The sequence below is a fragment of the Streptomyces sp. NPDC002580 genome, assembly GCF_042889485.1.
GTDB lineage: Bacteria > Actinomycetota > Actinomycetes > Streptomycetales > Streptomycetaceae > Streptomyces.
This window is the reverse complement of sequence record NZ_JBIAQZ010000009.1, coordinates 89540-113071: the sequence shown is the minus strand read 5'-3', so window position 1 is coordinate 113071 and position 23532 is coordinate 89540. Positions and strand designations below refer to the sequence as shown.

Here is a 23532-nt window from a genome sequence, read left to right as displayed (position 1 = left end):
CCCGGCGACGGATGTCACCCCTCCCGGTGAGGCCGGTGGCCGGGACGCCGGTGAGGGACAGCGACAGGACCCCGGTGAGCCCGACGGGGATCACTCGGACGAGGGAGGCCGACCGGTGACAGCGACGACGACCGGGACGTTCGTACCGCCGACACGGTTCGCCGTGCCCGGGCGCATCGCCGTGAACACCAGCACGGCCACCACCTGGCAGTCGGCCACCATCACCGGCATCCGCCGGGAGACCCCGCACGCGGCGACCTTCCGGTTCGCCGTGCCCGCGTGGGAGGGACATCTGCCCGGCCAGCATCTGATGCTGCGCCTCACCGCCGAGGACGGGTACGTGGCACAGCGCCACTACTCCATCGCGTCCCCGCCCGACGACACCGGTCACATCGAACTGACCCTGGACCACGTCGACGGCGGCGAGGTCTCCGGCTGGTTCCACACCACGGCCCGGCCCGGCGACTCCGTCGAGGTACGCGGTCCGCTCAGCGGCTTCTTCGCCTGGCCCGGGGACCGGCCCGTGCTGCTGGTCGGCGCCGGTTCCGGTGTCGTACCGCTGATGTCGATGCTGCGCCACCACCGCGCCCGCGCCCTGGAGGTGCCGCTGCGCCTGCTGGTCTCCGCGCGGAGCCCCGAGGAGCTCATCTACGCCCGGGAGTACGGCGAGGAGACCACGGCCGTCTTCACCCGGAGCGCCCCCGCGGGTGCCCGGGTCGGACGGATGACCGCCGCACAGGTGGCGCCGCTCCTGGCCGCGCGGCCGCCCGGCGGGTGGGAGGCGTACGTCTGCGGTTCCAACGGATTCGCCGAGCACGCCTCGCGGTTGCTGGTGGAGGCGGGACAGCCGGTGGACCGGATCCGGATCGAGCGGTTCGGCTGACCCGCCCGTCCGGCCGAGCCGCCCGTGCCGACGGCTCGGGGTCGGCCACCCGGACGACCGGTATGTGCGGCGCCGCGCGTGACACCGGCACGCCCGTGGTGTTCGCACGGTTCGGGGCGGCGGGCGAGAGCGAGGGCCCGGCCCTCGGCGTCCGGAGCCGTGGAGGAAGCACCGCCCTGCGGCTTCCCGCCGTCCGACACCGGCCGCGCACAAGGGAGTTGACCGGCGTCCGACACCGCCTGCCCACAGGTGGGTTGGATCGGCGTCCGGTGCGGCACCGGCCCGCCGCGCCCGGCGGACGCGCCGGCGTCCGGAAGCCGCGCGGCGGACCCGTCGGCTCCTCGTGACCGGGCGTGGTGGCCCGCCGAGGGCGCGGTTACGGTGTGATCGCCGCACCCGTATGCCGAAAGGTGGTCCTCGATGGCCCGGTTCGACCTCCCTCTCGACGAACTCCGCACCTACCGCAGCGCGTCCACCGAGCCCGAGGACTTCGACGCCTTCTGGGCCAAGACGCTCCTGGAGGCCCGTGACCACGACCTCGCCGCCCGGTTCGAGCCGTTCGAGACCCCGTTGAAGACCGTCTCGGTCCACGACGTCACGTTCGCCGGGTTCGGCGGGCATCCGGTCAAGGGCTGGCTGACCGTGCCGTCCCGGGCGGACGCGCCGCTGCCCACGGTCGTCGAGTTCATCGGATACGGCGGCGGGCGCGGGCTCGCGCACACCCATCTGCTGTGGGCCTCGGCCGGCTTCGCGCACTTCGTGATGGACACCCGCGGCCAGGCGAGCGCCTGGGGCGGCGGTGAGACCCCGGACCCGGTGGGCAGCGCTCCCGCGTTCCCCGGCTTCATGACGCGAGGGATCGAGGACCCCGAGAACTACTACTACCGGCGTCTGTTCACGGACGCGGTACGCGCCGTGGAGGCGGCCCGGTCGCACCCACTCGTCGACGCGGCGCGCGTCGCGGCGCTCGGCGGCAGCCAGGGCGGCGGCATCACCATAGCCGTGGGGGGCCTGGTGCCGGACCTGGCGGCGATCGCTCCCGACGTGCCGTTCCTCTGCGACTTCCCGCGCGCCACGGTCCTCACGGACCGCACCCCCTACCGGGAGATCGGCAACTACCTCAAGACCCACCGCGGCCGCACCGAGCAGGTGTTGCGCACCCTCTCCTACTTCGACGGCGTGCACTTCGCCGCGCGCGGCCGGGCGCCCGCCCTCTTCTCGGCCGCGCTGGAGGACGAGACCTGCCCGCCGTCGACGGTCTTCGCCGCGTTCAACGCCTGGGGAGGCGAGGAGAAGGAGATCGAGGTGTACGACTTCAACGACCATGAGGGCGGGGGCCCTTACCAGCAGGCCGCCCAGCTCCGCTGGCTGCCCGCCCGCCTCTGACACGGAGGTTCGGGGCGTCGGCCCGGCGGCCCGGTCCGAGGGCTTTCGGACAGGACGGGCCGGGTGCTTCGCCCGGGCCCACCGAACCCGAGGTGCGGTTCACCGGGGTCCCCGGTGAACCACGGGGACCCGCGCATCGCAGACGACCCAAGGGGGACGGCACTCGCGCACGCCCCCCGACATCCGCCGCGGAGGCGTTCACCGCCGGTCGGCGGCGCGGGCTGAAATCAGCCGAAGCACCGGTCCGCCCTTTCCCCTCGGTTTAGACCAATGCTAGATCTGGTGGCGCAATGAGCCCGAACGGCTACGCCTTGTCACCGAACAGGAGGCGCGGACATGGCCCGCACCACCCCTTCGTCCGACCTCGAACCCCTCTACGCCCGCATCGCCGAGCTCCTGCTCGGCGAGCTGCGCGACGGAACCATCCCGCCCGGCGAACGGCTGCCGGGCGAGCGCGAGTTGGCCACCCGGTTCGGCGTGAGCCGGGAGACCGTACGGCAGGCGCTGCAGATGCTGCGGCGCGCCGGCCAGGTGTCCACCGACCGGCGCGGCAGCCACGCGACACTGACCGGCACCGGCGCCGAGCACGTCCCGTCCCTCGACTTCCCCGTCGGCGCGCACACCATCGAACCCTGCGCTCGCCGACGGACCACCGTGACCTGGGAGGCCCCCACCCCGGAACACGCCGAAGCCCTGGGACTCGCCCCGCTGCGGGCCACCCTGGTCCACCGCTACGAGTCGGCCGCCGCCGACGGCAGCGGACTGCGCACGGCCGTGACGTCCTTCTCGGCGATCGCGGTGACCGAGGTCGAGGAACTCGCCCGCTACCGTGACCGCGCGGACGGCAACGCCTCGGCGCAGCTGTCCCGGGCCTACGACTGGATGCGCAAGGCGGGCCTGACCCTGCATCACCGGGACGCGATCAGCCGGCTCCCGGAGTCGGTGCGGGTCACCCGGCGCGTGCACGACCAGTACGACCGGCCCCTGGAGATCACCGACCTGACCGTGGATGCCCAACAGGACGCCCTGGTCTACGAGTTCACCCTTCCGGCGGCCGAGTGACCTGGGGCGCGGCGGCCTCGCGCGTGGCCACGACCAGCCGGGCCCGCGGACTGCCGTCCCGTCGGCTGCCGAACTCGGGCAGCGGGTGAAGTTCCGTCCGGAACCCGGCCCGCGCGAGCTCCCGCCGCACGTCGCCGAGCCGGAACGCGCGGTAGTACATGACGAAGGTCGGACGCCGGACGGCGTTGCGCACCCGCATCACCGTGTCGAAGCCCAGCAGGGCCCAGTACCAGGGTGAGCCGGGCCCCGGCGGGGCCGCGACCGGGAACGCGAAGCGTCCGCCGGGGCGCAGTACGCCGTGCACCCCGGCGAAGAGGCCGGGCAGCTCGCGGGGCAGGAAGTGCCCGAAGGCGCCGAAGCTCACGACCAGGTCGAACGCGGACCCGAAGGGAAGGGCACGGGCGTCCCCTCGCACCCAGGAGACGGAGGGCGGGACGGCGCCGCGCACCGGCGACAGCGGCGGTCGTCCGGCCCGCGGCCCGGCACCGCCGGACAGCGGTGTGCCGTCCGCCACCGGACCCACGGACCGTGCCCCGTCTCCCGACCCCGGGGCGACCGCCCGGACCCCGTCCAGGTGAAGCCCCGCCGGGAGCGGCGCCGTACGGAGCCGGGCGCCGGCCGGCGACGGCGAGCCGCCGGTGCCGAGCCGCTCGCGCCCGACGGTCAGCATGCCCGTGCTGATGTCCACGCCCGTGACGCTCTCCCGGCACAGCTCCCGCAGGACCTCCATCCCCGCGCCGGTGCCGCAGCACAGGTCGAGACCGGCGGTGAACGGTCCCATGGGCGCGAGCGCCCGCCCCACCGCTTCGAGGATCGCGTCCGGCGTCCGGAACGGCGTGTGATCGAACTTGGGGGCGAGCAGGTCGTAGCCGCGCTCGATGGACGAGAGCGCCTGCACGGCCAGTTCGCGGAGGGTGGGACCTTGCGGGGTGAACATCTCCCCGAGCTTAGACCGAGCCGCACAGAGGGGTGGTGAAGCAGCGGGACCGGGTGGGCAGGACGGCGCGACGGAGGACCGGGCTCGGCAGCGCCGTGGTGATCGACGACAGTGCGGCCGGGCCCTGCTCGAAGCTCCCGGGGTGTGCGTGTCCGGCTCCGCGACGCCGCCCCGCGTCCGCCGGTCCGTCCGAGGTGCGGCGGGCGCGGGGCGCGCCGATCTGTCGTCCCGGCACGACCTCGTTCCGCCCCGCCCCGCCCCCGCCTGGCCGACGCCGTCTTCTACCAGATCCACCCGCAGTCCTTCGCCGACTCGAACGGCGACGGCGTCGGCGGCTTCGACGGAATCGCCGAGCGCCTCGACCACCTGGCGCGGCCGGGCGTGAACACCGTCTGGCTCAACCCGGGCTCCGTGTCGCCGTTCGGCGACGCCGGGTACGACGTCGCCGACCACCTGGACGTCGCGCGGCGCGGGGGCTCCCGTCCCGGTGGAACGGGTGGCCGGGGTGGAGTTCGCCGCGGGTGCCGGGGCCGTCATGGGAGCCTCCCGGGGTGTCGAGCGGCCGGTGTCGGACCTCCCGGCGATCGGTCGTCGGGAGGTGTTCTCACCCCGCCGACGAAGGGCCCCCTCGTCAGAACGTTGCCCTGGTTTCCCCGAACACCCCTACTCCTCCTCGTCTGTGCAGGTCAGCAGATACGGTGCCTTCCCGGCCGTATTGATCATTCACGGGGTTTCACTGCCCTTCCGGGCCCAGATCGGACCCGGAGAAGCCCCACCGGGGGCTGTCCCGGCTTCAACCGGGCGGCCTTCCGGCTGAAGCAACGGACAGGAAAGCACCTCCGACGCAGGCCCCTTGCGGCCGTGAAGAGGCCCCGCGGCCAGGCGGGCGTCGGGGGTGAGGACGTCGATGAGGGACTGCTCCAGGGCATCGGTGTCGACGCCGCAGGGGCCCGGAGAACCGGAAGTGGTCGCCCGGGGGCCGGCTCGGCCGGGGTCAGCGCCGCGTGTTCGGCCGAGCCGTCGTTGCGCGATCGTGCTACCGGTGAGATCACCACGCGTACGGTGCCGTCGGCGCCGGACGTGCCGTGGCCAGGCCCGGACGCCTCAGTGGCCGGGGCGCGAGCCAGGAGACCTGGTCGCTCCCTGCAGGGCCGTCCGGTCCGTGTCGGTCGGCAGCGCCGCTGCGGGGGCCGGCCGCCGGCGCCCGGCGAGGGATTCCCGGGCGGCCTCGCGCGGGTGACGGCGCTGCCAGTACGGGTTGTCGTGGGGCAGCTTGCTCGACACGCGCCCGTACATGCCGAACGTCAGGATCACCAGCCCCATGACGAAGCTGAAGATGACGTTGGTCATGCCGAAGTCGAGGACGTTGGCGGGCCGGTCGAGGATGAAGATGTGGACGAAGCCGCTGAGCAGGAACAGCGTGCCCACCACCATGTTGAGCGTGGAGGCGACGTTCCCGCCGATGGCGGCACCCGCGATCAGGATCAGGCCGACGGCCACGGAGATCAGGCTCAGGGTGCCGTTGGACGACATACCCGCGATGCTGTCCCCGTTCGTGTTGAACGGACTGAGTTCGTCGGCGAATCCGAGGATGCCGAAGACGAGCAGGACCACCCCGCAGAACGCGGAGCCCCAGCGGTAGACGGTGGCCAGGTGGTGGTCGAGGGGAAGTTCGTCCTGGAGCTTCATCGCCCGTCCCTTCTCTTACCAGGAGTCAGGCCCGCGACAGCGGCGCCTTTTCTTACAGTTCGTCCCTTCATTCTCCGGAAAGTCGCCGAGTGGTTGCACCGCCTTTCTGCGGGGGGGGGGGGGGATCAGCCGGCCGAGCCCTGCCGGATACGAAGTCGCTGTCAGAATTCGCGAGGAGACCTCCCCGCGAGCAACGCCGCGGAAGCGGCGGACGCTTGAGCGCGATGGGGGCGAGAAGGCGGGGCATCGGCTGGTCACGGATCGGAGGCCTGTACCGCCCGAGAGAACCAGCGGAGGGGCTCAGCGACGGCTGTTCTCCCCCACGTCCTGGAGGCAACGGTTCAGCCCGTGCAGCCCGCGACGGGTGTGGCTCTTGACCGTTCCCAACGGCAAGCCGGTGACCTGGGCGATCTGGGTTTGGGTGAGGTCGTTGTAGTAGGCGAGGCTGAGTACGCGCCTCTGAGTCGCGGGGAGCTTTGACAACTCGTGGCTGATGAGGACCCGGTCCAGCACCGCATCGGGCTCACCGGCACGGTCCTGCGTGCACACGACGGCGCCCGCTGCCGCCACCAGGTCGGCCCGGCGTGTCCGGGCGTGCAACGCGTCGGCGATCTTGCGGCGGGTGATTCCGACGATCCACGCCGCCAGGGCGCCACGTTCGGGTGTGAAGCCGGCCCGTCCCCGCCAGGCGGCGAGGAACACCACCTGTGTGACGTCCTCTGCCTCCGCCGCGTCCCCCAGTGAGCGTCGGGCCAGGGTGTACACCAGGCGGCCCCATCGGTGGTAGGCCCCGGAAAGGGCCTGCTCGTCGCCTTCGGCGAACGCGGTAGCCAGTTCCTCCTCGCCGGGAAACTCCTGAACGGGAGTCGTGCGCGGAGCAAGGGGTTGCTCGGTCAGCTGCTGTGAGGTCATGTCGACTGCTCCTCGAACAGGGCGGGCTGCGCCGTGTCTCCGAAGGGGGCGACCCCTGTGGGCCGTACCGCCTGCGGGGTCTGGCGCACCGGTCCGCACGGGGCGATTCCGGCTCTGCCACCATCCGAAATATCGATGCAGCTGGCAACATGCATCGACTGTGCGTCGTATTGGCCGCCCGCTCGCGACGGCCGCGTGCCAGCCGTCGGCGACCGGCACGGACACTCGCGGGTGGGCCGCTCATCCACGGATGACGGAACAGACAGGCTCCGCCACCCGCGCGCGGCCCGGGCATCAGCACCGGTCAGGGCTGGTCAGGGCTGGTCAGGGCTGGTCAGCCTTGCTTACCGCGGCGTACTGCCGAGCCAGCGCGTTCGCCATCGCCTCGATCGAGTAGCGCGTGGTGACCAGGCCGCGTCCCGCACGCGCGAAACGCTCCCGCTCCCTTTCGGGCAGGGCCGCCATTCTGCGCAGTCCGCTTTCCAACCCTGCCGCACTCGACGTGTCGAGCAGGATGCCGTTCACGCCGTCCCGCAGGTAGTGCGTGACCCCGCCCCGGCGTGGCCCTGCCGCAGGCAGCCCCGCCTCCATCGCCTCCAGGACGGCGATCCCGAACTCCTCTTTTGCGCTGGGGCATACGTACCAGGCCCGTATGCCGTTCGCCGGGTCCGCGAGGGCTCGTTGCAGCCGGCGGACGCTCTCGTTGGGCAGCGCTGGAAGGAGCGCGAAGCGGGACCGCGCTCGCGGGCAGCCGAGCAGAAGCGAACGGATTCGAGCGCGCATGGCGTTCTCGGCGGCTGTGCCCGGAGGCGGACCGCCGCCGACCAGCACCAAGGTGGTCGTCGCGTACAGACCTGAGGCCAGCCAGGCTCGGACCAGAAGGTCCTGCTGCTTCACCGGATGGAGACGGCCCACGCTGACCAGCAACGGGAGGCCGCGGTCCGCAGGGTCCAGGGAGTGTGGCCGATGCCCCCCGCCGAACAGCGCGGACAAAAGCGCGTCACGCCGCTCGTCCTCGTCGGGAGCAGGGCGGTAGGGGGCGATGCCCTCGGGGATCGCGGAGGGCCCCGCACCGTCGTTCAGTCCTGCCAGCACCGGAAAATGGCGTACGAGCTCCTGCGTGCCACCCTGCCCGGGAATGGCCACGACCGCATCCGCGCGGTCGACCAGCCGGTCCGCGGCGAAGATACGGTGCACGTCATGCCGGAGTTCCTCCGCGGCCTCTGCGTCGAGGGGGGAGCGGTGGGCGTGGCGGTCGGCCAGGTGCCGGTGCGGGTCGGGGGCCGCGGTGAAGACCAGGCGAGCGCCGACCCGTGCGGCGGCCTCTGCCATGGCCAGACTTCCGTCGTCCGCGTAGCGCACATGCAACACGTCGAGCGGTCGCGTCATGCTCCCCAGCAGCCGTGCTGCCCACCAGGTGAGTGCCGGGCGGTGAAGGTGTATGCCGGACGGTGGGGGTGGACCCGCGGCGTCGACGGGAATCCGCAGCACCCAGTGTCCGGGACCGCGCTCGCGGACCATGCGGGGATCCCGTTCGAGATCGTCGTGTCCGGCGGCGACCAGGGTGACGACGCCCGCAATCCCTTCCGTGACGGCGAGCCGGTCGCCGAGCCCGCCGAGCAGCACCGAGAGCCCGCCGCTCAGCCCCTCGCCGGGTCTGTCCAGCCGGCCCAAGAGCATCGTCTGCGCGACGAGCTTGCCCGGGCGGGAGCCGTCCCAGCCGATGGGCACGGCGGGAGGCGCGATCAGCAGCCGCTCGTAGACGTCCTCCGCCGCGGAGGGATCGGGAAGTCGCGCGGGGCCGTCGGGCAGCAGATACAGATAGCGCCAGGCGGCGTGACGTGCTGCCCGGTCCTTCGTCGAGCCCGCCAGCTCGGCCGCCTCAGCGGCCGTGAGGGGACACAGGCCGGCCGCTACAGCCAAGTTCAGGAGGAACGCCGAAGCGGCCGTGTCCGGATCAGTCGTCACCAGGGTCCGCAACAGTGCCTCGGCGTGTTCTCGGCCGTGCCGTTGCACCGCTCCCGGCCACATCTCGGCGACGACCGCCTCGAGGCGCGGGCCACCTCGGGTATGGGCGAGGAGCGCCTCTGGACTCAGCGGTACCGCGAGTCTGCACGCTCTGCGCAGGGACGCGACGGCCGCGTCGTTCCGGTCGAGCACCGGATCGCCGCCCGCCACCGTGGACCACGGCCGCGGCCCGTACTCGGCCTCCAGCAGCTGGAGCAGTTCGCCGCGCCCGGAGGCCCGTACGTCAGCGCTCCGGTACCCGCCGGGGCCGATGGAGCCGGCGAAGAACCGTGCCCGAGCCGCCACCAGAGGATCGGAGTCGACGGGTGCGACGACGCCGACCGGTCCCGGAGGGGCCACGGTGTGTGCGGAGGAGACGGTGGACATGGTCATCCCATCCCTGCCTGGATGTCTGAGAGCTGACCACGGTGTTTCACCGCCCGACCACAACGCGGATGCACCCTTGGCGGTGGCTCACGAAACGTGGCTACGATGCTTGAGCGCCCCGCCCGGGGCTGCCCGGCACGGCGGGGGACGGAAGGGATTCCATGCCGCGCGTCCTGGTCGTCAGTCCACCCTTCCTGTCCCATGCCCGACCGCTGGCCGAGCTTTGCCGGGCACTGCGGGAGAACGGCGCGGAGGTCTGGTTCGCCTGCACCCCGCCCTTCGAGCAGTTGGCCCGGGACGCGGCTGCCCACTTCGTGCCCCTGGCCGTGACCAGGAACGCCAACACCGGTGTCGCGGAGGCGACACAGCAGGACGCCGAGGAGGCGGCCCGGCTCGTCGAATTCCTCGAGGCGACACGCCAGGGGCCGGTGCGCACCCTGGTCACCCAGGCGCGTCACCGGCGAAGCGACATGCTGGCCGACCCGGACGGTGTCCTCGACGAACTGGCCGCCCTGGACGCGCGGCTGAGGCCCGACTGGTACCTGGTCGACCAGCTCAGCTATCCCGTGACCCTCGCGCTGCACTGCCTGGGAGTGCCGTACGCGACGTTCTGCCCGGGGCACCCCAGCTATGTCCTGTCCGGACCGGACGCCTGCTTCGGGGTGCCCTACGACTGGCCCGAGGCGCTGCACCCCGCTCCCGCGGAACTGTCGGAGCTTTTGTCCGTCGCGCGGGAGAACGACGCGCTGTTCACCGCGCTGTTCGACGAATTCGTCCATCGGCGGGCCCCGGCCAGGCCGGGGCCCGCCAGGGCGTTCGGCCTGACGTCGCCCTATGCGGTCCTCTACTCCTATCCGGCGTTTCCATGGCTCCCCCGTCCGGCGCCGGGTCCGTTGTCCCTCTTCGCCGGTCACACCGTGACGCCTTCCTCGTGCCTGGACGAGGCGTGGCGAAAACGCCTCGAGGGGCTTCGGGGGGACGGTCGGCGGGTTGTTCTCGTGGCCCTCGGGACCTTCCTGTCCGCTCGGGACGACGTGTTGCGCACTGTCGTGCGCGGCGTGCTGGACCACATGCACGCCGCCGTCGTCGTCGCGGCGGGCGGGCGGTTCCACCGACTCGCAGACCTGGCCGGGGAGCGGGCCGTGGTGGTGCCATCGGTGCCCCAGCAGGCGTTGCTCGAACATGTCGACCTGATGGTCCACCACGGCGGCAACAACTCTTTCACGGAGTGCGTCAGGGCGGGTGTCCCCGCCCTGGTGCTGCCCTTCTCCAGTGATCAGTTCTCCGTGGCGCGCGACGCGGAGCGCTCGGGCGTGGGTGTTGTCGCCGACCCGAACTCCGCAGGGCCGGCCGAGATCGGCGCCGCTCTGGAGGCGTTGTCGGTCACGGCCGGCCCACGGGCCGCCGAGCTGGCCGGCCAGGTCCGTGAGCACGGGCCCCGATGGGGAGCCGCGCGTCTGCTCGCGGTCATGCGGGAGCGGGCACCGGCACGGCAGGCATAACGGCCTCGGGCACAGACGCATCAGGTGCCGGGCAACGGCACCGGTGGTCCGAACCGCACCGGCACACCAGGCGCGTACAGCACGCTGACCGGCGCTTCCTCGGGCCGGGACAGGCCTGCGGCTGCGATGAGCGAGTCGTCCCAGCCGAGCAGGGAGCAGCGGCGGAAGGACCACTCGGGGTGGGTGTTGGGGAGGTAGTAGGAGCGTCCGAACGCACGTCCGTGCAGTCCCCAGCGGTTCGTGAGGAACTCCTCGAGAGGGTCCGGCGTCATCGGGGTGCTGGTCACCTCGAGCCACACGCGGGCCCCGGCGTCCGGTGTTCCGCGGCGGCTGGTCCGGTACAGCAGGCGGTTGTCGAACCAGTGGCTGTGGATGCGGGACCACCGGTACGGGAGCCGGAAGGACGCGTCGGCGGCCAGGACGGGCACCAGCCGGTCGCATTCGAGCGAGCGGAACACCACTCCGCGGCGCCCCAGGGCGTCCCGGCTGTAGAGGCGGACGTTGACCTCGTCGAAGGAGCCGAGATACGGGATCGCCGGGGTGCCACCGAAGGCGAGATCGCGCATACGGAAGAAGACCAGGCCGACGTACGTGCGGCCGTTGTGGAGGTCGGGGACGGTTTCGGGCGGCAGAAGACCGGCCACCTGGAACGGGTCCACAGGCCAGTGCAGGAACACCAGGTCGCGCCAGTTCTGCCGGAAGAGGGTCCGCCGCAATTCTCGCGGCGCGCGAGGGGTCACCGGCTCCACGGGGCGCATGGTCCGGTGGTACCGGCGGGGCGATCCACTGTCGGGCACGGTTGCTCCTCGGCCGCCCGCCCTACCGCTCGACGTCGAGCGGGGTGTCACGGCCCGGCTTCACCATCCGGGCGCCGGCCGAGAGCGCGGCGACGACCGCGTCCACCGCCTCGGCGACGGGCAGCCCCGCCGGCAGCACGGGAGGGGTTCCGAGAACGGCTCGGCCGGCGAATCCCGTCTCCACATGGGGCAGACGGATCTCCAGCACCGCGACCCCGGACGCCCGCCGCTCGCGCCGGACCCCCCGGAGCCACGCGGCCAGCCCCGCCTTCGACGCGGAGTAGTCGGCCATGCCCGCCGAGGGCGAGTCGGCGACGACGCCCGTGACCGCCGCGATCACGCCGCCCGGCTTGACGACGGGAAGGGCGGCTCGCAAAAACGCCATGGGAGCCAGCGTATTGACGGTGAACAGGTGCTCGGCCACGGCGTCGCTCACCGACTCGGCCGGTCCGAAGGCGGCAACACCGACGCAGACGACGACCGCGTCCAGCCCGCCGAGTTCCCCGGCCGCCCAGGTCACCGTGCGTGCGCACTGCTCGAGGTCGTACGCGTCGAAAGCGCGGGCGGGGGCGTCGCCGCAGGCCCGGGACACGCGGGCGAGGCCTTCGCGGTCGCGGCCCGCGACGGCCACGGCGGCTTTCTGCTCGTGCAGCCGCAGAGCCAGGGCGGTGCCGAGGACTCCCGTTGCACCGGGAACCAGGATCCCCGCACGGCTGATGACCATGACATACCTCCCGTACCCCGGATGGCCCGGGGCCTCGGACGACCCGCCTCCCTTCTTCGGCAGGACATCGATCCCCGGATGCGGCAGTGGACCGGCCTCAGGCAGCTCACGCCCGCTCTCCGTTCCGGCCCACGGGCGTGTGACCGTGAGCTGCGCAGTGCGGCCCCGTCATCTCCCGCCTCGTGGAGCCCGTTCGCACAAACGCGCAGGACCGCGCGGCGGCGGCAGAAAGCGGCGCGCCTGCTTCTTCGCGATGGGGCCGCGCTTCGTCGCGAAGAAGAGTGCGTGCGGTCAGTCCGTGCATCCGCGGAGGCCATGGGACCGGAAAAGGGATGAAAGCATCCCAAAATGCTCCACCGGTCCGTGATGAGAGGGACAGCAATGATCGTGAAGAAGCTGCACGATGCGGGTGTCCAGAGCGAACACGCCTACGCCGCGGCCTTCGGCTCCATCGGCCTTTCGCTCGTCTCCTGGCTGGCGTCCAACAAGCAGGAGAACCTGGAGCGGGCCGACCGTTGGGGCATCTTCGTGGGGGAGTGGGCGCCCACCTTCTTCGCCCTCGGGCTGGCGCTGGCCAACTACGAGCAGAGCGATTCCACGGTGGCCGACCGCTGACCGACAGGCCGCGTCGGCCACGACCCCGTCCGGCCTGCATCTGCGATCCGCGGGCGCGCGCCTCCCTGACCGAGAAGACGCTGATGCGAGACATGGTGACAAGGGAGACGAGCTCGGTGACGGAGCTGCTCGGCAGTGGGATCGAGGACGTTCCGGCCAGGCGACGCATGGGGCCGGGCGGGCCGCCGACATGGCGCGAGCTGGGGCTGCAGTCGATGTCGGCGACGCTGGTCGAATCGCTGAGCCGACGGGGAAGCCGCTTCTTCGAAGCACTGTGCCAGTGGCCTCGATGGCATGCGCTGAACGAGCGGGCGCTCGCGGTGACGCATCATCCCCTGCTCATGGCCGAGTCTGCCCGCCAGCTCGCCGCCGCCCTGGAGTTGCGGTATCTCAAGGGAGCGGATGACAACCGGCTCCAGCCCGTCTCCGTGAGCCTGGGAGTGGACCCGAGAGCACAACCGGTCGAGCGCGGCGCCGCGTCGGACGTGCTGGTGCACGTCACGGTCAGCGATCTCGTCGTACGAGTGGGTGCTGTCGCCGCGTACCGCCTGACGGCCGAGTTCTTTCACGCCGGCACGCGCTTCGGCGCCTGCGGCATGACGCTGGGCCGCCCTTCACGCCCTCCGCCGGAGGTGACCTCCACGCCGTATCCGGGCCTGCTGCGTCCCGCCCCGGCCGCCGTGGGAGCGTCGGCCGAACCGGACGTGCTTCTCGCGCGCGGAACACAAGGGCGACTCGTGATCGCCCCCTGCGACCCTGGGCACCCGGTGCTCCTCCCGGGCCGGCCCTCCCTGCTCCCGGCGCTCGCCGTCATGGAAGCCGGAAGGCAGGCGACGCTGCTTTACCGCGGGGCCCTGCCGTCCGCTGTGGCCGGCATCGCCGTGCGACTGGACCGGCCGGTGCCAAGCCGCGGGGCGGTCGTAGAGGTGGTGGCCGAGGGCGGCGCCTCGCGCTTCCTCGTCAAGGCCGGGGAACAGGTTGCCGCCATGGGCACGGTCACCTTGCTGCGACCCTGAACGCGGCAACGGCGATCGCGCTGTCGCGGGCGTGCCGGACCCCCGCCGATGTCCGGCCCGCGGCGGTACGACGGACCTTCGTCGGAGCTGCCCGTCCGGGCTGCGGCCGTCCGGGTGTGCCGAAGCCGTGTCAGGCGACCGGCCGAAAGCCGATCGGCCGGGCTGGGCGGAGATCAACACGCTGTCCAGCGAGGAGGAGTACGGCATGCCGATGGACTCGGTGGCCAGATCTCTGGCGGCTCTGAACCCGCAGGACCGGCGGACGGTCGACGCCGAACCACGCGATGAGCGGGAGCGCCTTGCCGCGGCCCGGGAAAGCGGGCTGGAGGCAGACGCCGAACTGGACACGCTCGACGAGTTGTCGCCCACTGCGGCGGAAGCAGAGGCGGCCCGTCGTGTTCCGGACCGCGGAGACGGCTGACCGCGGTGGCACCCGTGCCACCGCGGTCACGGCCGGGTGGCCGATCGCAACCACGGTCGGCCGTGCGGCCCTCCCTTTCCGGTCAGCCGACGTCAACTCTCCCTACCACCCCTGTGTTCGGGGCGCGCCCTTGAAGGGGCCTTGCACGTCCGAGGTGATCCAGCCGCCATAGAAGTCTCCGTCCTGGGCCCGCGCCTCTTCGCCGCCGACGAGGCAGCGGTCGACGCGGCTGACGTAGAAGGCGAAACAGTCCCTGAGGACCGTGTAGGCGGGTTCAGGGTCGGAGTAGCTCCAGGCGGCACGACCGCGTACTTCACGGCCGATGATCAGGTCCCAGTAGCGGGCAGGGCCCTTCCATTCGCACCAGGAGTGGCCGTTGGCCGGGAGCAGCAGATCGGACCTGACATCTTCCGGTGGGATGTAGAACGTCGGGGGATGGCTGGTCTCGAGCACCCGCAATGCCCGTCGGGTCTCGGCGATCACATGGCTACCGCATTCGACCCTGACGAGGCGGTCGTCCCGTAGTACGGCGGGGGGCCGTGGATAGTCCCATACGGACTCGATTGTGCGATCGATGGATTCGGGCATGCCGTCTCCTCGCCCTGAGTGCACACGCCTCGGTCAGCGCGTTCGTCAGTTCTTCTCCCCGTCCCGGGATCCCGGATGAGATGTCCTGGGACCGATCGGGCCATCGTGCCGTGGCGGGATGGACACCGGCGGGCAGGTGACGGTCCCGGGTGGGTTTCGAAGGCGGTGCCGGCGCGGGTGGCGGTCCCGCGGACAGCGATGTGCGCAGGCGCCGAGGGCGCCGACCACCGGTGGAACCTGAGGGTGAAGGACGAGGACAGCCCTGATGAGGATGCGCGGCCGCACCGTGCGACGCGGCCGGCGATCGATCACCAGGCACCCGGTTTCCTGCTCCGTTGAGCAGCGGACTTGACCACGCTTCCCCATGGAACCGAGGAAGGCCCGGTTCAGGGGTGTCGGTCTGAGCCTTTCCCGACGAGCCTCCTCCGGTATCCGACCCGGAACCCACGAAGGGCCCCTACGCCGATCGACACTCCGCGAGCCGCTTCTCCAGGAATCTCCGCTCGGCCGCGTTCTCCACCAGGCCGAGCGCCCGCTCGTAGGCCTCGGCGGCCTCCGTCGCGCGGCCCGCGCGGCGCAGCAGGTCCGCGCGGGTGGCGGGCAGCAGGTGGTAGGCGTCCAGCTCGCCCTCCGCCTCCAGTTCGGCGACGAGGGCGAGCCCGGCGTCGGGGCCTTCGGACATGCCCACGGCGACCGCCCGGTTGAGCCGGACCACGGCGGAGGGCACGAAGCGCCGGAGCTCGCCGTAGAGGGCCGCGATGTCGGCCCAGTCGGTCTCCCCGGCCGTGGCGGCGGTCGTGTGGCAGGCGGCGATCGCCGCCTGGATCTGGTACGGGCCCGGGCGCCCCCGGCGCAGGGCCGTCTCCAGCAGCGCCGCTCCCTCGTGGACCTCGGAGCCGTCCCAGGCCCCGCGGTCCTGGTCCTCCAGGGTGACCAGGTCGCCCGCCGCGTCGACGCGCGTGCCGCGCCGGGCGTCGTGCAGCAGCAACAGCGCGAGCAGGCCGAGGACTTCGGGCTCGTCGGGCATCAGGCGGGCCAGGACACGGGCGAGCCGGATCGCCTCGGCACAGAGGTTCGTCCGCACCAGATCGGTGCCCGCCGTGGCCGCGTACCCCTCGTTGAAGAGCAGGTAGAGCACGCCGAGGACGCCCGTGGTGCGTTCGGGCAGGAGGTGCGCGGGCGGTACGCGGTAGGGGATGCCCGCGTTGCGGATCTTCCGTTTGGCGCGCACCAGCCGCTGGGCCATCGTCGCCTCGGGGACGAGGAAGGCGTGCGCGATCTCGGGCGTGGTCAGCCCGGCCAGGGTACGCAGGGTGAGTGCCACTCTGGCCTCGGCGGGAAGCGCCGGGTGACAGCAGGTGAAGATCAGCCGCAGCCGGTCGTCGGGCACCGTGCCCTCCTCACCGATTTCCTGGTCGTAGGGGTCGTACGGCCCCTCGTCGCGCGTCGACACCGCCACCTCCCGCAGTTTGCGCGCGCCGACCGCCTCCCGGCGCCGTACGTCCAGGGCGCGGTTGCGCGCGGTCGTGGTCAGCCAGGCGCCGGGGCGGCGCGGTACTCCGTCGCGCCGCCACCGGTCGAGGGCCTGGGCGAAGGCGTCCTGCGCGCACTCCTCGGCGAGGTCCCAGTCGCCGGTCACCCGGATCAGCGTGGCGACGACCTGGCCCCACTCCTCGCGGAACGCCGCGGCGACCGCCGCCTCGACGTCCTCGTTCACGTCCAGACCGGCCGCACCTCCACCGAACCGCCGCCCAGCGCCGCCGGATGCCGGGACGCGAGCGCGATGGCCTCGTCGAGGTCGGCGACCTCGACGATGTCGATGTCCGCGACGTACTCCCGCGACTCGACGAAGGGGCCGTCGGTGAGCAGGACCTCGTCGCCCCGGACCCGGACGGTGGTGGCGTCGGATGGGGGGCACAGCCGGGCGCCGCCCCTGCGGACGTCGCGTACCTGTCGGGCGTACGCGGTGGAGCGGGGGTCGTCGGCGGTGTCCTCGGGACCGGGTTCCTCTGCTCGGCCGGACGCGCAGGCGAAGAGGACGTATTTCACGAGCGGTCCCCGCCGGTTCCCGGGAGGTCCCCGGAGAACGGCACCGACGTGTGCTGGTGGACGATCCTCCAGCGGTCGCCGGCCGCGCGGTAGCCCGTGGTGACGCGCGCGGTGGTGTCCAGCGTCCCGCCGTCGACGAGCGTGGCGCGCGTGCGCACCAGGGCGTGGCCGAACGCGACGCTCTCGTCGACGCGCAGGCGGAGGTCGAGCACCTCGCGGTGGACGGGGCCGGCGAGCTTCGCGAACCAGAGTTCGGCCGCCTTGCGCAGGGCGTCGACACCGCTCTGCTCCAGGCCGCTCACGGGGTGGAACACCTCGACGTCCGGGGCGTAGCAGGCCATGGCCCGGTCGATGTCGCGCTCACGGGCGGCCTCGGTGAGCTCCGCGTCGAGGCGGCGGATCTCCCCAGGGGCGTCCTCGTCGTCCCAGAACGGGCGGACCTCCATGGCTCCGACGGTCGCGACCGGATGCTTCGCGGCGGCCGCGACCGCCTCCTCCAGGTCGGCGCATTCGAGGATGTCGAAGCCGGCGACGTACTCCTTCGTCTCGGCGAACGGGCCGTCGGTGCGCAGCACCTCACCGTCGCGCACGCGTACGGTGACCGCGTCGGCGGGCAGCCGGAGCCGGTGGCCGTGGAGCCGTACGCCGCGCTCGGCGCCCAGTTCCTCGACCCAGGGTTCGACGGGCGCCATACCGGAGGCGTCGACGGTGTCGTCGCCGCAGACCAGCAGCATGTACTTCATGGTTCCTCCCGATGCTCTTGAGCTTCTCGCACCCCACCGACGAACGGCGGCGTGCCGGATCGACAGGCGGCGGAAAGATTTCGCGCACGCGTGCCCGGCCGGTGTGCGCGGGGTTCAGGGGCGGGAGGCTCCCGGCCGTACGGGCAGGGTCCGGACGCTGTTGCCGACGAAGCTGGCGTGCCGTGCGAGTTCGGCCTCGGGCACGGCGAGATCGAGGTCGGGGAAGCGGGTGAACAGGCGTTCCAGGGCGATGGTGGCCTCCATCCGGGCGAGCGGGGCGCCGAGGCAGTAGTGGGCGCCGTGCCCGAGGGAGAGGTGCCGGGCGGCGCCGGGCCGTCCGGGACGGGTGACGTCGAAGAGGTCGGCGTCCGGTCCGTGCGCAGCCCGGTCGCGGCCGGCGGCCGAGTAGCCGGCCAGCACCGGCGTGCCCCGGGGGATGACGGTTCCGTCGACGGTCAGGTCACGGACCGGGTAGCGGAACGGGAAGTAGCTGACCGGCGCGTCCCAGCGCAGCGTCTCCTCGACGACGTCCGCCCAGCTCGGCCCGCCCCCGAGAACCGCTTCCAGCTGGTCCCGGTGCCCGCACAGCGCCCGTACGGCGTTGGTGATCAGGTTCAGTGTGGTCTCGTGTCCGGCGATGATCATGAGGACCAGGGTGCCGATGAGTTCCTGCTGGCTGAGCCGGTCGCCCTCCTCGTCCCGGGCGGTGATCAGCGCGCTGGTGAGGTCGTCGCCGGGAGCCTCGGCGCGCGCGGCGGCGACGGCGCTCAGCACGGCCACCAGTTCGCGGTTGGCGGCGACGGCCTGTTCCGGGCCGATGTCCGTGGCGACGACCTGGTTCGACAGATGGTGGAGCCGGTCGAGGTACTCGGCCTCGACACCGAGGAGTTCACCGATGACGCCCATCGGCAGCGGGAGCGCGAAGTGCCGGCGCAGATCGGCCACTCCCCCGCCCTGCCCGGCCGCCGCGTGCAGGCCGTCGAGGAGTCCGGACGTCAACTCCTCGATGCGCGGGCGCAGTCGCTCCACCCGCCGGACGGTGAACGCCTTGCTGACGAGGGAGCGCAGCCGCCGGTGGTCGTCGCCGTCCGCCGTCGTCATCCCCTGCACGGTGGCGAAGGTCAGCAGGGGCCAGCCCTCGGCTATCCGCCCCTCGGTCAGGGCCGTGAAGTGCCGGGCCCCCTTGGCGACTTCCGGGTGCGCGAGGAACTCCTTCAACGCGTCGTGGCCGAGCACCGCGGCCCCCTCGACCGCACCGGGAAGTTCCACCGTCGCGACGGCGCCCGACGCGAGCAGTCGCGCGTTGTCGGCGTGCGGGCAGCCGCCCGCGGGGTCCAGGCGGTGCGGCGTACCGGACGAGGTGTCCACCGGATTCTCCTTGCTGCGGGCCGAGTTGACGCTCGTACGACACCGTCGGGCCGTACGACGACCGATTGTGCCTGCTCAGAGCAGCGTGCGCAGCGGCTCGGCGAAGGCCTTCGGACGCGTGAGGTCGCCGTCGTGCTCGCCGGGGAGGTGAACCGGTCCGCTACCGAGTCCGGCGGCCGGCTCCTCGGCACAGCGGTGGTCGAACACCTGGCGCGGCGTGGCGCGTCCCGCCGCCGGTACGACGCGGCCGAGGACGCGGCGACATCGCCGAGACGGCCGTCTGCCGAGCCGCTCGCCGAACGGCTGTCGCCGGACATTCTCGGCCGTCCGCGCGGACATCACGCCTCTGGCGCTCCGCGCCGCGAGCGGCGCCGGGCACCGGGCACCGGGGCGCCATCATGGATCCACGCGACCGGGACCCGGATCACAGCGCGAGTGCCTCTCTCGGTGGTACAGTCTCATCAGCACTCGTGTACGCCTCTTCTTCCAGGCGCCGGTGCAGGTTTCCCTCTCCCGCTGTGACGCCGTCGGTTCCGACGGGCTCAGAGGCTTCTCAGCACCACCTCCCGAGATCGACCGGGGACGCACGTTCGTCGTACGCGCCCCCGGCTCCCCGAGGTGATGTCTCCGCCGCCCCGAGGCGCGCCCCGCGCCCTCCCTCCGCGGCCTCTCCCCCCTCCCTTCCGCATGCCACATGCTCCCCGTCCCGAGAGGACATCCCATGACCACCACACTCGAACGTCCCCCCGTACAGCAGTCACCCCGACCCCGGACGGTCACCGGCGTCCTCGACATCGACGGCGGCGGGAAGGGGCACCTGCGCTCCGCGAACTGCCTGCCCTCGCCCACCGACCTTCAGGTCTCTCCCGCACTGATCCGCCGTCACGGCCTGCGCAGGGGAGACACCCTGGAAGGTGTGCGCGGCGGGGCCCGCACCCTCACCGACATCGAGCGGATCAACGGCCACTCGACCCAAGAGCCGTACCGGCGACCGCACTTCGGCGACCTCACCCCGCTGCACCCGCGTGACCGCCTCCGCCTGGAGCACCCGGCGAGCGGGCTGACCGGACGCGTCGTCGACCTGCTCGCGCCGGTCGGCAAGGGGCAGCGCGGTCTGATCGTCGCCCCGCCCAAGACCGGCAAGACGGTCCTGCTCCAGCAGATCGCCGCCGCCGTGGCCGGCAACCACCCCGAATGCCATCTGATGGTGCTGCTGCTCGACGAGCGGCCCGAGGAGGTCACCGACATGCGGCGTTCCGTACGCGGCGAGGTCTTCGCCTCCACCTTCGACCAGACGCCCCGGCAGCACATCGCGCTCGCCGAACTCGTCGTCGAGCGGGCCAAGCGGCTCGTCGAAGCCGGCCAGGACGTCGTGATCCTGCTCGACTCCCTCACCCGGCTGTGCCGTGCGCACAACAACGCTGCGGCGGCGGGCGGGCGCACTCTCAGCGGCGGGGTCGACGCCGCCGCGCTCCAGGGCCCCAAGCGGCTCTTCGGCGCCGCGCGCCTCGCCGAGGAGGGCGGTTCGCTCACCATCCTCGCCACGGCTCTCGTGGACACCGGCTCCCGCGCCGACGGCTTCTTCTTCGAGGAACTCAAGGGCACCGGCAACATGGAGCTCCGGCTCGACCGGACGTCGGCCTCCCGGCGCGTCTTCCCCGCCGTCGACATCGCCCCCTCCGGCACCCGCCGCGAGGAACTCCTCCTGCCCTCTGCCGAGTTGACCGCGGTACGCGGGTTGCGCCGCGTTCTGGGGACGCGGGACGGGCAGGCCGGACTGGAAACGCTCCTGGAGCGGCTGCGCGCCACCCCGGACAACGCCGCCTTCCTGCGCCGGGTCCAGCCCACCCTGCCCGTCTGACCCCCTCGTCTGTGGCATCCGGGTACTCGATGCCGCCACTCGGCCAGGGCACCCCGGCGTGTCGGCCGTCCGTTCCTACGTTGACGGTATGACCATCGGATTCTCGCTCCGGGCCGCCGCTTCTCGCTCCGCGGTCACGCGCGCCGCCCTCTCCTGCTCCGCCGTCTGCGCGGTCGGTGTACTGGCCGCCGCGCAGGGCCCGGCCGCCGCACTCACCGGTGCCGGCCCGGCCGCGCCCGGGCCGGCCGCCTCGCACTCCTCGGCGCTCTACCGGACCGGGACGCAGGCGCACCCCCGGGCCGGAGTACCCGACGTCCCCCGGAGCGTCTCCGCGCTGTCGTGGCTGGTGGCCGACGCCGGCACCGGCGACGTGCTCGCCGCGCACAACGCCCACCGCAGGCTGCCGCCCGCCAGCACCCTCAAGACCCTGTTCGCCCTCACCGTCCTCCCGGCGATCCCCGGGAACATCCGGCACACCGTCAAGGAGGAGGAACTGGAGGGGATCGGCGCGGGAAGCAGTCTGGTCGGCGTGGCCGAGGGGATCACCTACAGCGTGGCGGACCTGTGGCGCGGGGTCTTCCTCAACTCCGGCAACGACGCCGTCCACGTCCTCGCCTCGATGAACGGCGGCTGGGCGAGCACCACCGCCCAGATGCAGGCCAAGGCCCGCTCGCTCGGGGCCCGCGACACCCACGTCGTCTCGCCGGACGGGTACGACACACCCGGCCAGGTCTCGTCGGCGTACGACCTGGCCGTCTTCGGGCGGGCCGGGCTGCGCAACGCGGACTTCGCGCGGTACTGCGCCACCGCCGAGGCGATGTTCCCCGGCAACGGCTCGTCGTACGGGATCCAGAACACCAACCGGCTGCTGACCGGCGCCAACGGGGTGACCCCGTACCCGGGGCTGATCGGCGTCAAGAACGGCTACACCACCAACGCCGGCAACACCCTGGTCGTCGCCGCGCGCCGCGGCGGGCGCACCCTGGTCGTCACGGTGATGAACCCTCAGGCGGGCGGCGGGCTCACCGTGTACGAGGAGGCGCGCTCACTGCTCGACTGGGGCTTCGAGGCCGCCGGCCGGGTCGAACCCGTGGGAACACTGCTCGACACCCGTGCCGTTCCCGCGGCCGGCCCCTCCGCCCCGACGCCCGGCCCCTCGGCCCCGGCCGCCTCCTCGCCCGCGCCCGCGTCCTCGGCCCCGCCCGCCCCGGCCGGTCCGGCCGCACGGCCCGGGCCCGCGGCACGGGCGGCCGCCACCCCTCGGCCCGCCGCCGACGCGCCGCCGGACGGCGACGGCCTCGACTGGTCCGCCGTGGCCGGCATCGCGGGGGCCGCCGCCCTGGGCGCCGCCGGGGTCGCCCTCGCCCTGCGTCTCATGGCGGGGAAGGCCTCACGTCGCTGACCGGCGGGCAGCCGGAGCAGCAGCCCGAGCGTGATCCACGTGTAGGCGTTGCCGCCGAGGAACCCGTCGAGACCCGACGCGTCGTCGAACCACAGCCACACCACGCTGCTGCACAGCACCCCGTACAGCGCCGCCGCGACCCGCGGCCGGCGCCGACGCAGCAGCACGGCGAAGGACGGCAGCAGCCACACGAGGTGGTGCACCCAGGTGACCGGGGAGACGAGACAGGACGCGAGCCCGGTGAGGGCGAAAGCGGCGGTCCAGTCCTCGTCGGCCAGGGCCCGTGAGCTCCGCCGCGCCCAGACGCACAGGACCAGCAGGGCGGCCGTCGCCCACAGGGCCCGGCTCGGATCCTCGGGAGCCACGAGCCGGGCCAGCACCCCCTGCAGCGACTGGTTGGAGACGTAGGCCAGGCGCCCGACACGGTCCGTGTCCCACAACGCGTCGGTCCAGTAGAAGCGCGAGGCGTCCGGCGCCACCCAGGCGGCCAGGGCGGTGGCCAGGACGGCGACGGCCGTCGCGACACCGGCGGCACGCCGACGACGGCCGAGCAGCAGAAGCACGATGAAGAGCGCCGGAGTGAGCTTGATCGCCGCCGCGAGGCCGATCCCGGCACCCGCCCAGCGTCCCCGCCCGCCGGCCAGCAGCCAGGCGTCGCCCAGGACGAGGGCGAGCAGTACCAGATTGACCTGGCCGAAACTGAAGGTGTCACGGACCGGTTCGAACAGGGCCAGCAGACAGGCCGTCAGGGCGAACCCGAACCAGCCGTAGCGGCGCAGCGCGGGCCCGACCAGGATCGTCACGACGGAGGCCAGCGCGGCGAGGTTGAGCAGCAGTCCCAGGGCGATCGCCGTGTTCAGCCCGACCAGGGCCATCGGCAGCATCCCGAGGGCCGCGAACGGCGGATAGGTGAAGCCGTACGTCGTCCCCGGCACCCGGTAGTCGTAGATCCGGCCGCCGTGATGGACCCAGGTGTCGACCGTGCCGTAGTACACGCGCAGGTCGAACCAGCCGCGCAGCAGCGGCACGGTGGCCGTGAAGGCGGCGACGGCGACGGCCAGTCCGAGGACGAGGACCAGGCGGCGCCTGTCGGTGCCGAGCACCGCCACCGTGCCGCCGGGACTCCTCGTACCGCTCGGCGTTGCACCGCTCGGACCCCGTGCGCCGCCAGGCATCTTCACTT

22 protein-coding genes and 2 pseudogenes are annotated in these 23532 nt (G+C 72.7%); 10 read left to right on the top strand and 14 right to left on the bottom strand.

From position 1 onward, the window contains the following. Window positions 1–115: 115 nt before the first annotated feature. The 3 genes from ACFYW7_RS26580 (at window position 116) to ACFYW7_RS26570 (ending at window position 3331) form a co-directional block, all read left to right on the top strand. On the top strand, window positions 116–883 hold the full coding sequence (locus ACFYW7_RS26580) for a ferredoxin reductase (RefSeq protein ID WP_389506656.1): 768 nt from the start codon (window positions 116–118) through the stop codon (window positions 881–883). 420 nt (window positions 884–1303) lie between these two features. Further along, window positions 1304–2269, top strand: a complete 966-nt coding sequence (locus ACFYW7_RS26575; RefSeq protein WP_389506654.1) for an acetylxylan esterase — start codon at window positions 1304–1306, stop codon at window positions 2267–2269. 336 nt (window positions 2270–2605) lie between these two features. After that, a complete protein-coding gene (locus ACFYW7_RS26570; RefSeq protein ID WP_389506652.1) occupies window positions 2606–3331 on the top strand; it encodes a GntR family transcriptional regulator in 726 nt (241 codons plus the stop codon). On the opposite strand, the gene ACFYW7_RS26565 is transcribed toward ACFYW7_RS26570, so the two are convergent. Beyond that, a complete protein-coding gene (locus tag ACFYW7_RS26565; protein WP_389506650.1) occupies window positions 3309–4268 on the bottom strand; it encodes a class I SAM-dependent methyltransferase in 960 nt (319 codons plus the stop codon). The genes ACFYW7_RS26570 and ACFYW7_RS26565 overlap by 23 nt on opposite strands. A gap of 10 nt (window positions 4269–4278) precedes the next feature. After that, window positions 4279–4503 carry a hypothetical protein gene (locus ACFYW7_RS26560; RefSeq protein WP_389506648.1) on the bottom strand — a complete coding sequence of 75 codons (225 nt, stop codon included), beginning with the start codon at window positions 4501–4503 and terminating at the stop codon, window positions 4279–4281. Between ACFYW7_RS26560 and ACFYW7_RS26555 the strand changes: the two are divergent. After that, window positions 4413–4676: pseudogene (locus ACFYW7_RS26555) on the top strand (hypothetical protein); the annotation flags it as partial. The gene ACFYW7_RS26560 and the pseudogene ACFYW7_RS26555 overlap by 91 nt on opposite strands. Window positions 4677–5372: 696 nt before the next feature. Here the strand turns inward: ACFYW7_RS26555 and ACFYW7_RS26550 are convergent. The 3 genes from ACFYW7_RS26550 to ACFYW7_RS26540 form a co-directional block, all read right to left on the bottom strand. Further along, on the bottom strand, window positions 5373–5957 hold the full coding sequence (locus tag ACFYW7_RS26550; protein WP_389506646.1) for a DUF4383 domain-containing protein: 585 nt from the start codon (window positions 5955–5957) through the stop codon (window positions 5373–5375). Window positions 5958–6257: 300 nt separating this feature from the next. Beyond that, complete coding sequence (locus ACFYW7_RS26545; RefSeq protein WP_389506644.1) at window positions 6258–6869, bottom strand: sigma-70 family RNA polymerase sigma factor; 612 nt, start codon at window positions 6867–6869, stop codon at window positions 6258–6260. A 324-nt stretch (window positions 6870–7193) separates the two neighbouring features. Then, window positions 7194–9269 carry a glycosyltransferase family 4 protein gene (locus ACFYW7_RS26540; protein WP_389506642.1) on the bottom strand — a complete coding sequence of 692 codons (2076 nt, stop codon included), beginning with the start codon at window positions 9267–9269 and terminating at the stop codon, window positions 7194–7196. Between the two features lie 155 nt (window positions 9270–9424). Here ACFYW7_RS26540 and ACFYW7_RS26535 point away from each other — a divergent pair, with 155 nt between their 5' ends. Beyond that, window positions 9425–10765, top strand: a complete 1341-nt coding sequence (locus tag ACFYW7_RS26535) for a glycosyltransferase (RefSeq protein WP_389506639.1) — start codon at window positions 9425–9427, stop codon at window positions 10763–10765. A 20-nt stretch (window positions 10766–10785) separates the two neighbouring features. Here ACFYW7_RS26535 and ACFYW7_RS26530 read toward each other — a convergent pair whose 3' ends face one another. Together ACFYW7_RS26530 and ACFYW7_RS26525 are read right to left on the bottom strand one after the other, a co-directional pair. Then, complete coding sequence (locus ACFYW7_RS26530) at window positions 10786–11562, bottom strand: YqjF family protein (protein ID WP_389506636.1); 777 nt, start codon at window positions 11560–11562, stop codon at window positions 10786–10788. A gap of 22 nt (window positions 11563–11584) precedes the next feature. Further along, on the bottom strand, window positions 11585–12286 hold the full coding sequence (locus ACFYW7_RS26525) for an SDR family NAD(P)-dependent oxidoreductase (RefSeq protein WP_389506634.1): 702 nt from the start codon (window positions 12284–12286) through the stop codon (window positions 11585–11587). Window positions 12287–12667: 381 nt separating this feature from the next. Between ACFYW7_RS26525 and ACFYW7_RS26520 the strand changes: the two genes are divergently transcribed. The 3 genes from ACFYW7_RS26520 (at window position 12668) to ACFYW7_RS26510 (ending at window position 14338) form a co-directional block, all read left to right on the top strand. Continuing rightward, entirely contained in the window at window positions 12668–12901 is a 234-nt protein-coding gene (locus tag ACFYW7_RS26520; RefSeq protein ID WP_389506632.1) for a hypothetical protein, read from the top strand. 116 nt (window positions 12902–13017) lie between these two features. Further along, on the top strand, window positions 13018–13917 hold the full coding sequence (locus ACFYW7_RS26515; protein WP_389506630.1) for a hypothetical protein: 900 nt from the start codon (window positions 13018–13020) through the stop codon (window positions 13915–13917). 127 nt (window positions 13918–14044) lie between these two features. After that, window positions 14045–14338 carry a hypothetical protein gene (locus ACFYW7_RS26510; RefSeq protein WP_389506628.1) on the top strand — a complete coding sequence of 98 codons (294 nt, stop codon included), beginning with the start codon at window positions 14045–14047 and terminating at the stop codon, window positions 14336–14338. Window positions 14339–14440: 102 nt separating this feature from the next. Here the strand turns inward: ACFYW7_RS26510 and ACFYW7_RS26505 are convergent, their stop codons facing one another. The 6 genes from ACFYW7_RS26505 to ACFYW7_RS26480 form a co-directional block, all read right to left on the bottom strand. Then, on the bottom strand, window positions 14441–14926 hold the full coding sequence (locus ACFYW7_RS26505; RefSeq protein ID WP_389506626.1) for a DUF427 domain-containing protein: 486 nt from the start codon (window positions 14924–14926) through the stop codon (window positions 14441–14443). Between the two features lie 457 nt (window positions 14927–15383). Then, window positions 15384–16643 carry an RNA polymerase sigma factor gene (locus ACFYW7_RS26500; protein WP_389506624.1) on the bottom strand — a complete coding sequence of 420 codons (1260 nt, stop codon included), beginning with the start codon at window positions 16641–16643 and terminating at the stop codon, window positions 15384–15386. Next, window positions 16640–16975, bottom strand: coding sequence for a YciI family protein (locus tag ACFYW7_RS26495; RefSeq protein WP_389506622.1), 336 nt, complete (start codon window positions 16973–16975; stop codon window positions 16640–16642). The genes ACFYW7_RS26500 and ACFYW7_RS26495 overlap by 4 nt, the downstream gene beginning before the upstream one ends. Next, window positions 16972–17718, bottom strand: a complete 747-nt coding sequence (locus ACFYW7_RS26490) for a nuclear transport factor 2 family protein (protein ID WP_389506620.1) — start codon at window positions 17716–17718, stop codon at window positions 16972–16974. The genes ACFYW7_RS26495 and ACFYW7_RS26490 overlap by 4 nt, the downstream gene beginning before the upstream one ends. 114 nt (window positions 17719–17832) lie before the next feature. Beyond that, window positions 17833–19086, bottom strand: a complete 1254-nt coding sequence (locus tag ACFYW7_RS26485; RefSeq protein ID WP_389506618.1) for a cytochrome P450 — start codon at window positions 19084–19086, stop codon at window positions 17833–17835. A gap of 75 nt (window positions 19087–19161) precedes the next feature. Further along, complete coding sequence (locus ACFYW7_RS26480) at window positions 19162–19293, bottom strand: hypothetical protein (RefSeq protein ID WP_389506616.1); 132 nt, start codon at window positions 19291–19293, stop codon at window positions 19162–19164. A 514-nt stretch (window positions 19294–19807) separates the two neighbouring features. Here ACFYW7_RS26480 and rho point away from each other — a divergent pair. Together rho and ACFYW7_RS26470 are read left to right on the top strand one after the other, a co-directional pair. After that, window positions 19808–20947 carry a transcription termination factor Rho gene (gene rho / locus ACFYW7_RS26475; RefSeq protein ID WP_389506614.1) on the top strand — a complete coding sequence of 380 codons (1140 nt, stop codon included), beginning with the start codon at window positions 19808–19810 and terminating at the stop codon, window positions 20945–20947. An 88-nt stretch (window positions 20948–21035) separates the two neighbouring features. After that, window positions 21036–21893, top strand: a pseudogene (locus tag ACFYW7_RS26470) (D-alanyl-D-alanine carboxypeptidase family protein); the annotation flags it as partial. A gap of 59 nt (window positions 21894–21952) precedes the next feature. Here ACFYW7_RS26470 and ACFYW7_RS26465 read toward each other — a convergent pair. Then, entirely contained in the window at window positions 21953–23458 is a 1506-nt protein-coding gene (locus tag ACFYW7_RS26465) for a glycosyltransferase 87 family protein (protein WP_389506612.1), read from the bottom strand. Window positions 23459–23532: the final 74 nt, after the last annotated feature.

Excerpts from the sequence above, each read along its gene's own strand:
- ACFYW7_RS26575 (WP_389506654.1), top strand. The coding sequence starts at position 1,304 with ATGGCCCGGTTCGACCTCCCTCTCGACGAACTCCGCACCTACCGCAGC.
- ACFYW7_RS26570 (WP_389506652.1), top strand. The coding sequence starts at position 2,606 with ATGGCCCGCACCACCCCTTCGTCCGACCTCGAACCCCTCTACGCCCGC.
- ACFYW7_RS26565 (WP_389506650.1), bottom strand. The coding sequence starts at position 4,268 with ATGTTCACCCCGCAAGGTCCCACCCTCCGCGAACTGGCCGTGCAGGCG.
- ACFYW7_RS26550 (WP_389506646.1), bottom strand. The coding sequence starts at position 5,957 with ATGAAGCTCCAGGACGAACTTCCCCTCGACCACCACCTGGCCACCGTC.
- ACFYW7_RS26545 (WP_389506644.1), bottom strand. The coding sequence starts at position 6,869 with ATGACCTCACAGCAGCTGACCGAGCAACCCCTTGCTCCGCGCACGACT.
- ACFYW7_RS26540 (WP_389506642.1), bottom strand. The coding sequence starts at position 9,269 with ATGACCATGTCCACCGTCTCCTCCGCACACACCGTGGCCCCTCCGGGA.
- ACFYW7_RS26535 (WP_389506639.1), top strand. The coding sequence starts at position 9,425 with ATGCCGCGCGTCCTGGTCGTCAGTCCACCCTTCCTGTCCCATGCCCGA.
- ACFYW7_RS26525 (WP_389506634.1), bottom strand. The coding sequence starts at position 12,286 with ATGGTCATCAGCCGTGCGGGGATCCTGGTTCCCGGTGCAACGGGAGTC.
- ACFYW7_RS26520 (WP_389506632.1), top strand. The coding sequence starts at position 12,668 with ATGATCGTGAAGAAGCTGCACGATGCGGGTGTCCAGAGCGAACACGCC.
- ACFYW7_RS26505 (WP_389506626.1), bottom strand. The coding sequence starts at position 14,926 with ATGCCCGAATCCATCGATCGCACAATCGAGTCCGTATGGGACTATCCA.
- ACFYW7_RS26490 (WP_389506620.1), bottom strand. The coding sequence starts at position 17,718 with ATGAAGTACATGCTGCTGGTCTGCGGCGACGACACCGTCGACGCCTCC.
- rho (WP_389506614.1), top strand. The coding sequence starts at position 19,808 with ATGACCACCACACTCGAACGTCCCCCCGTACAGCAGTCACCCCGACCC.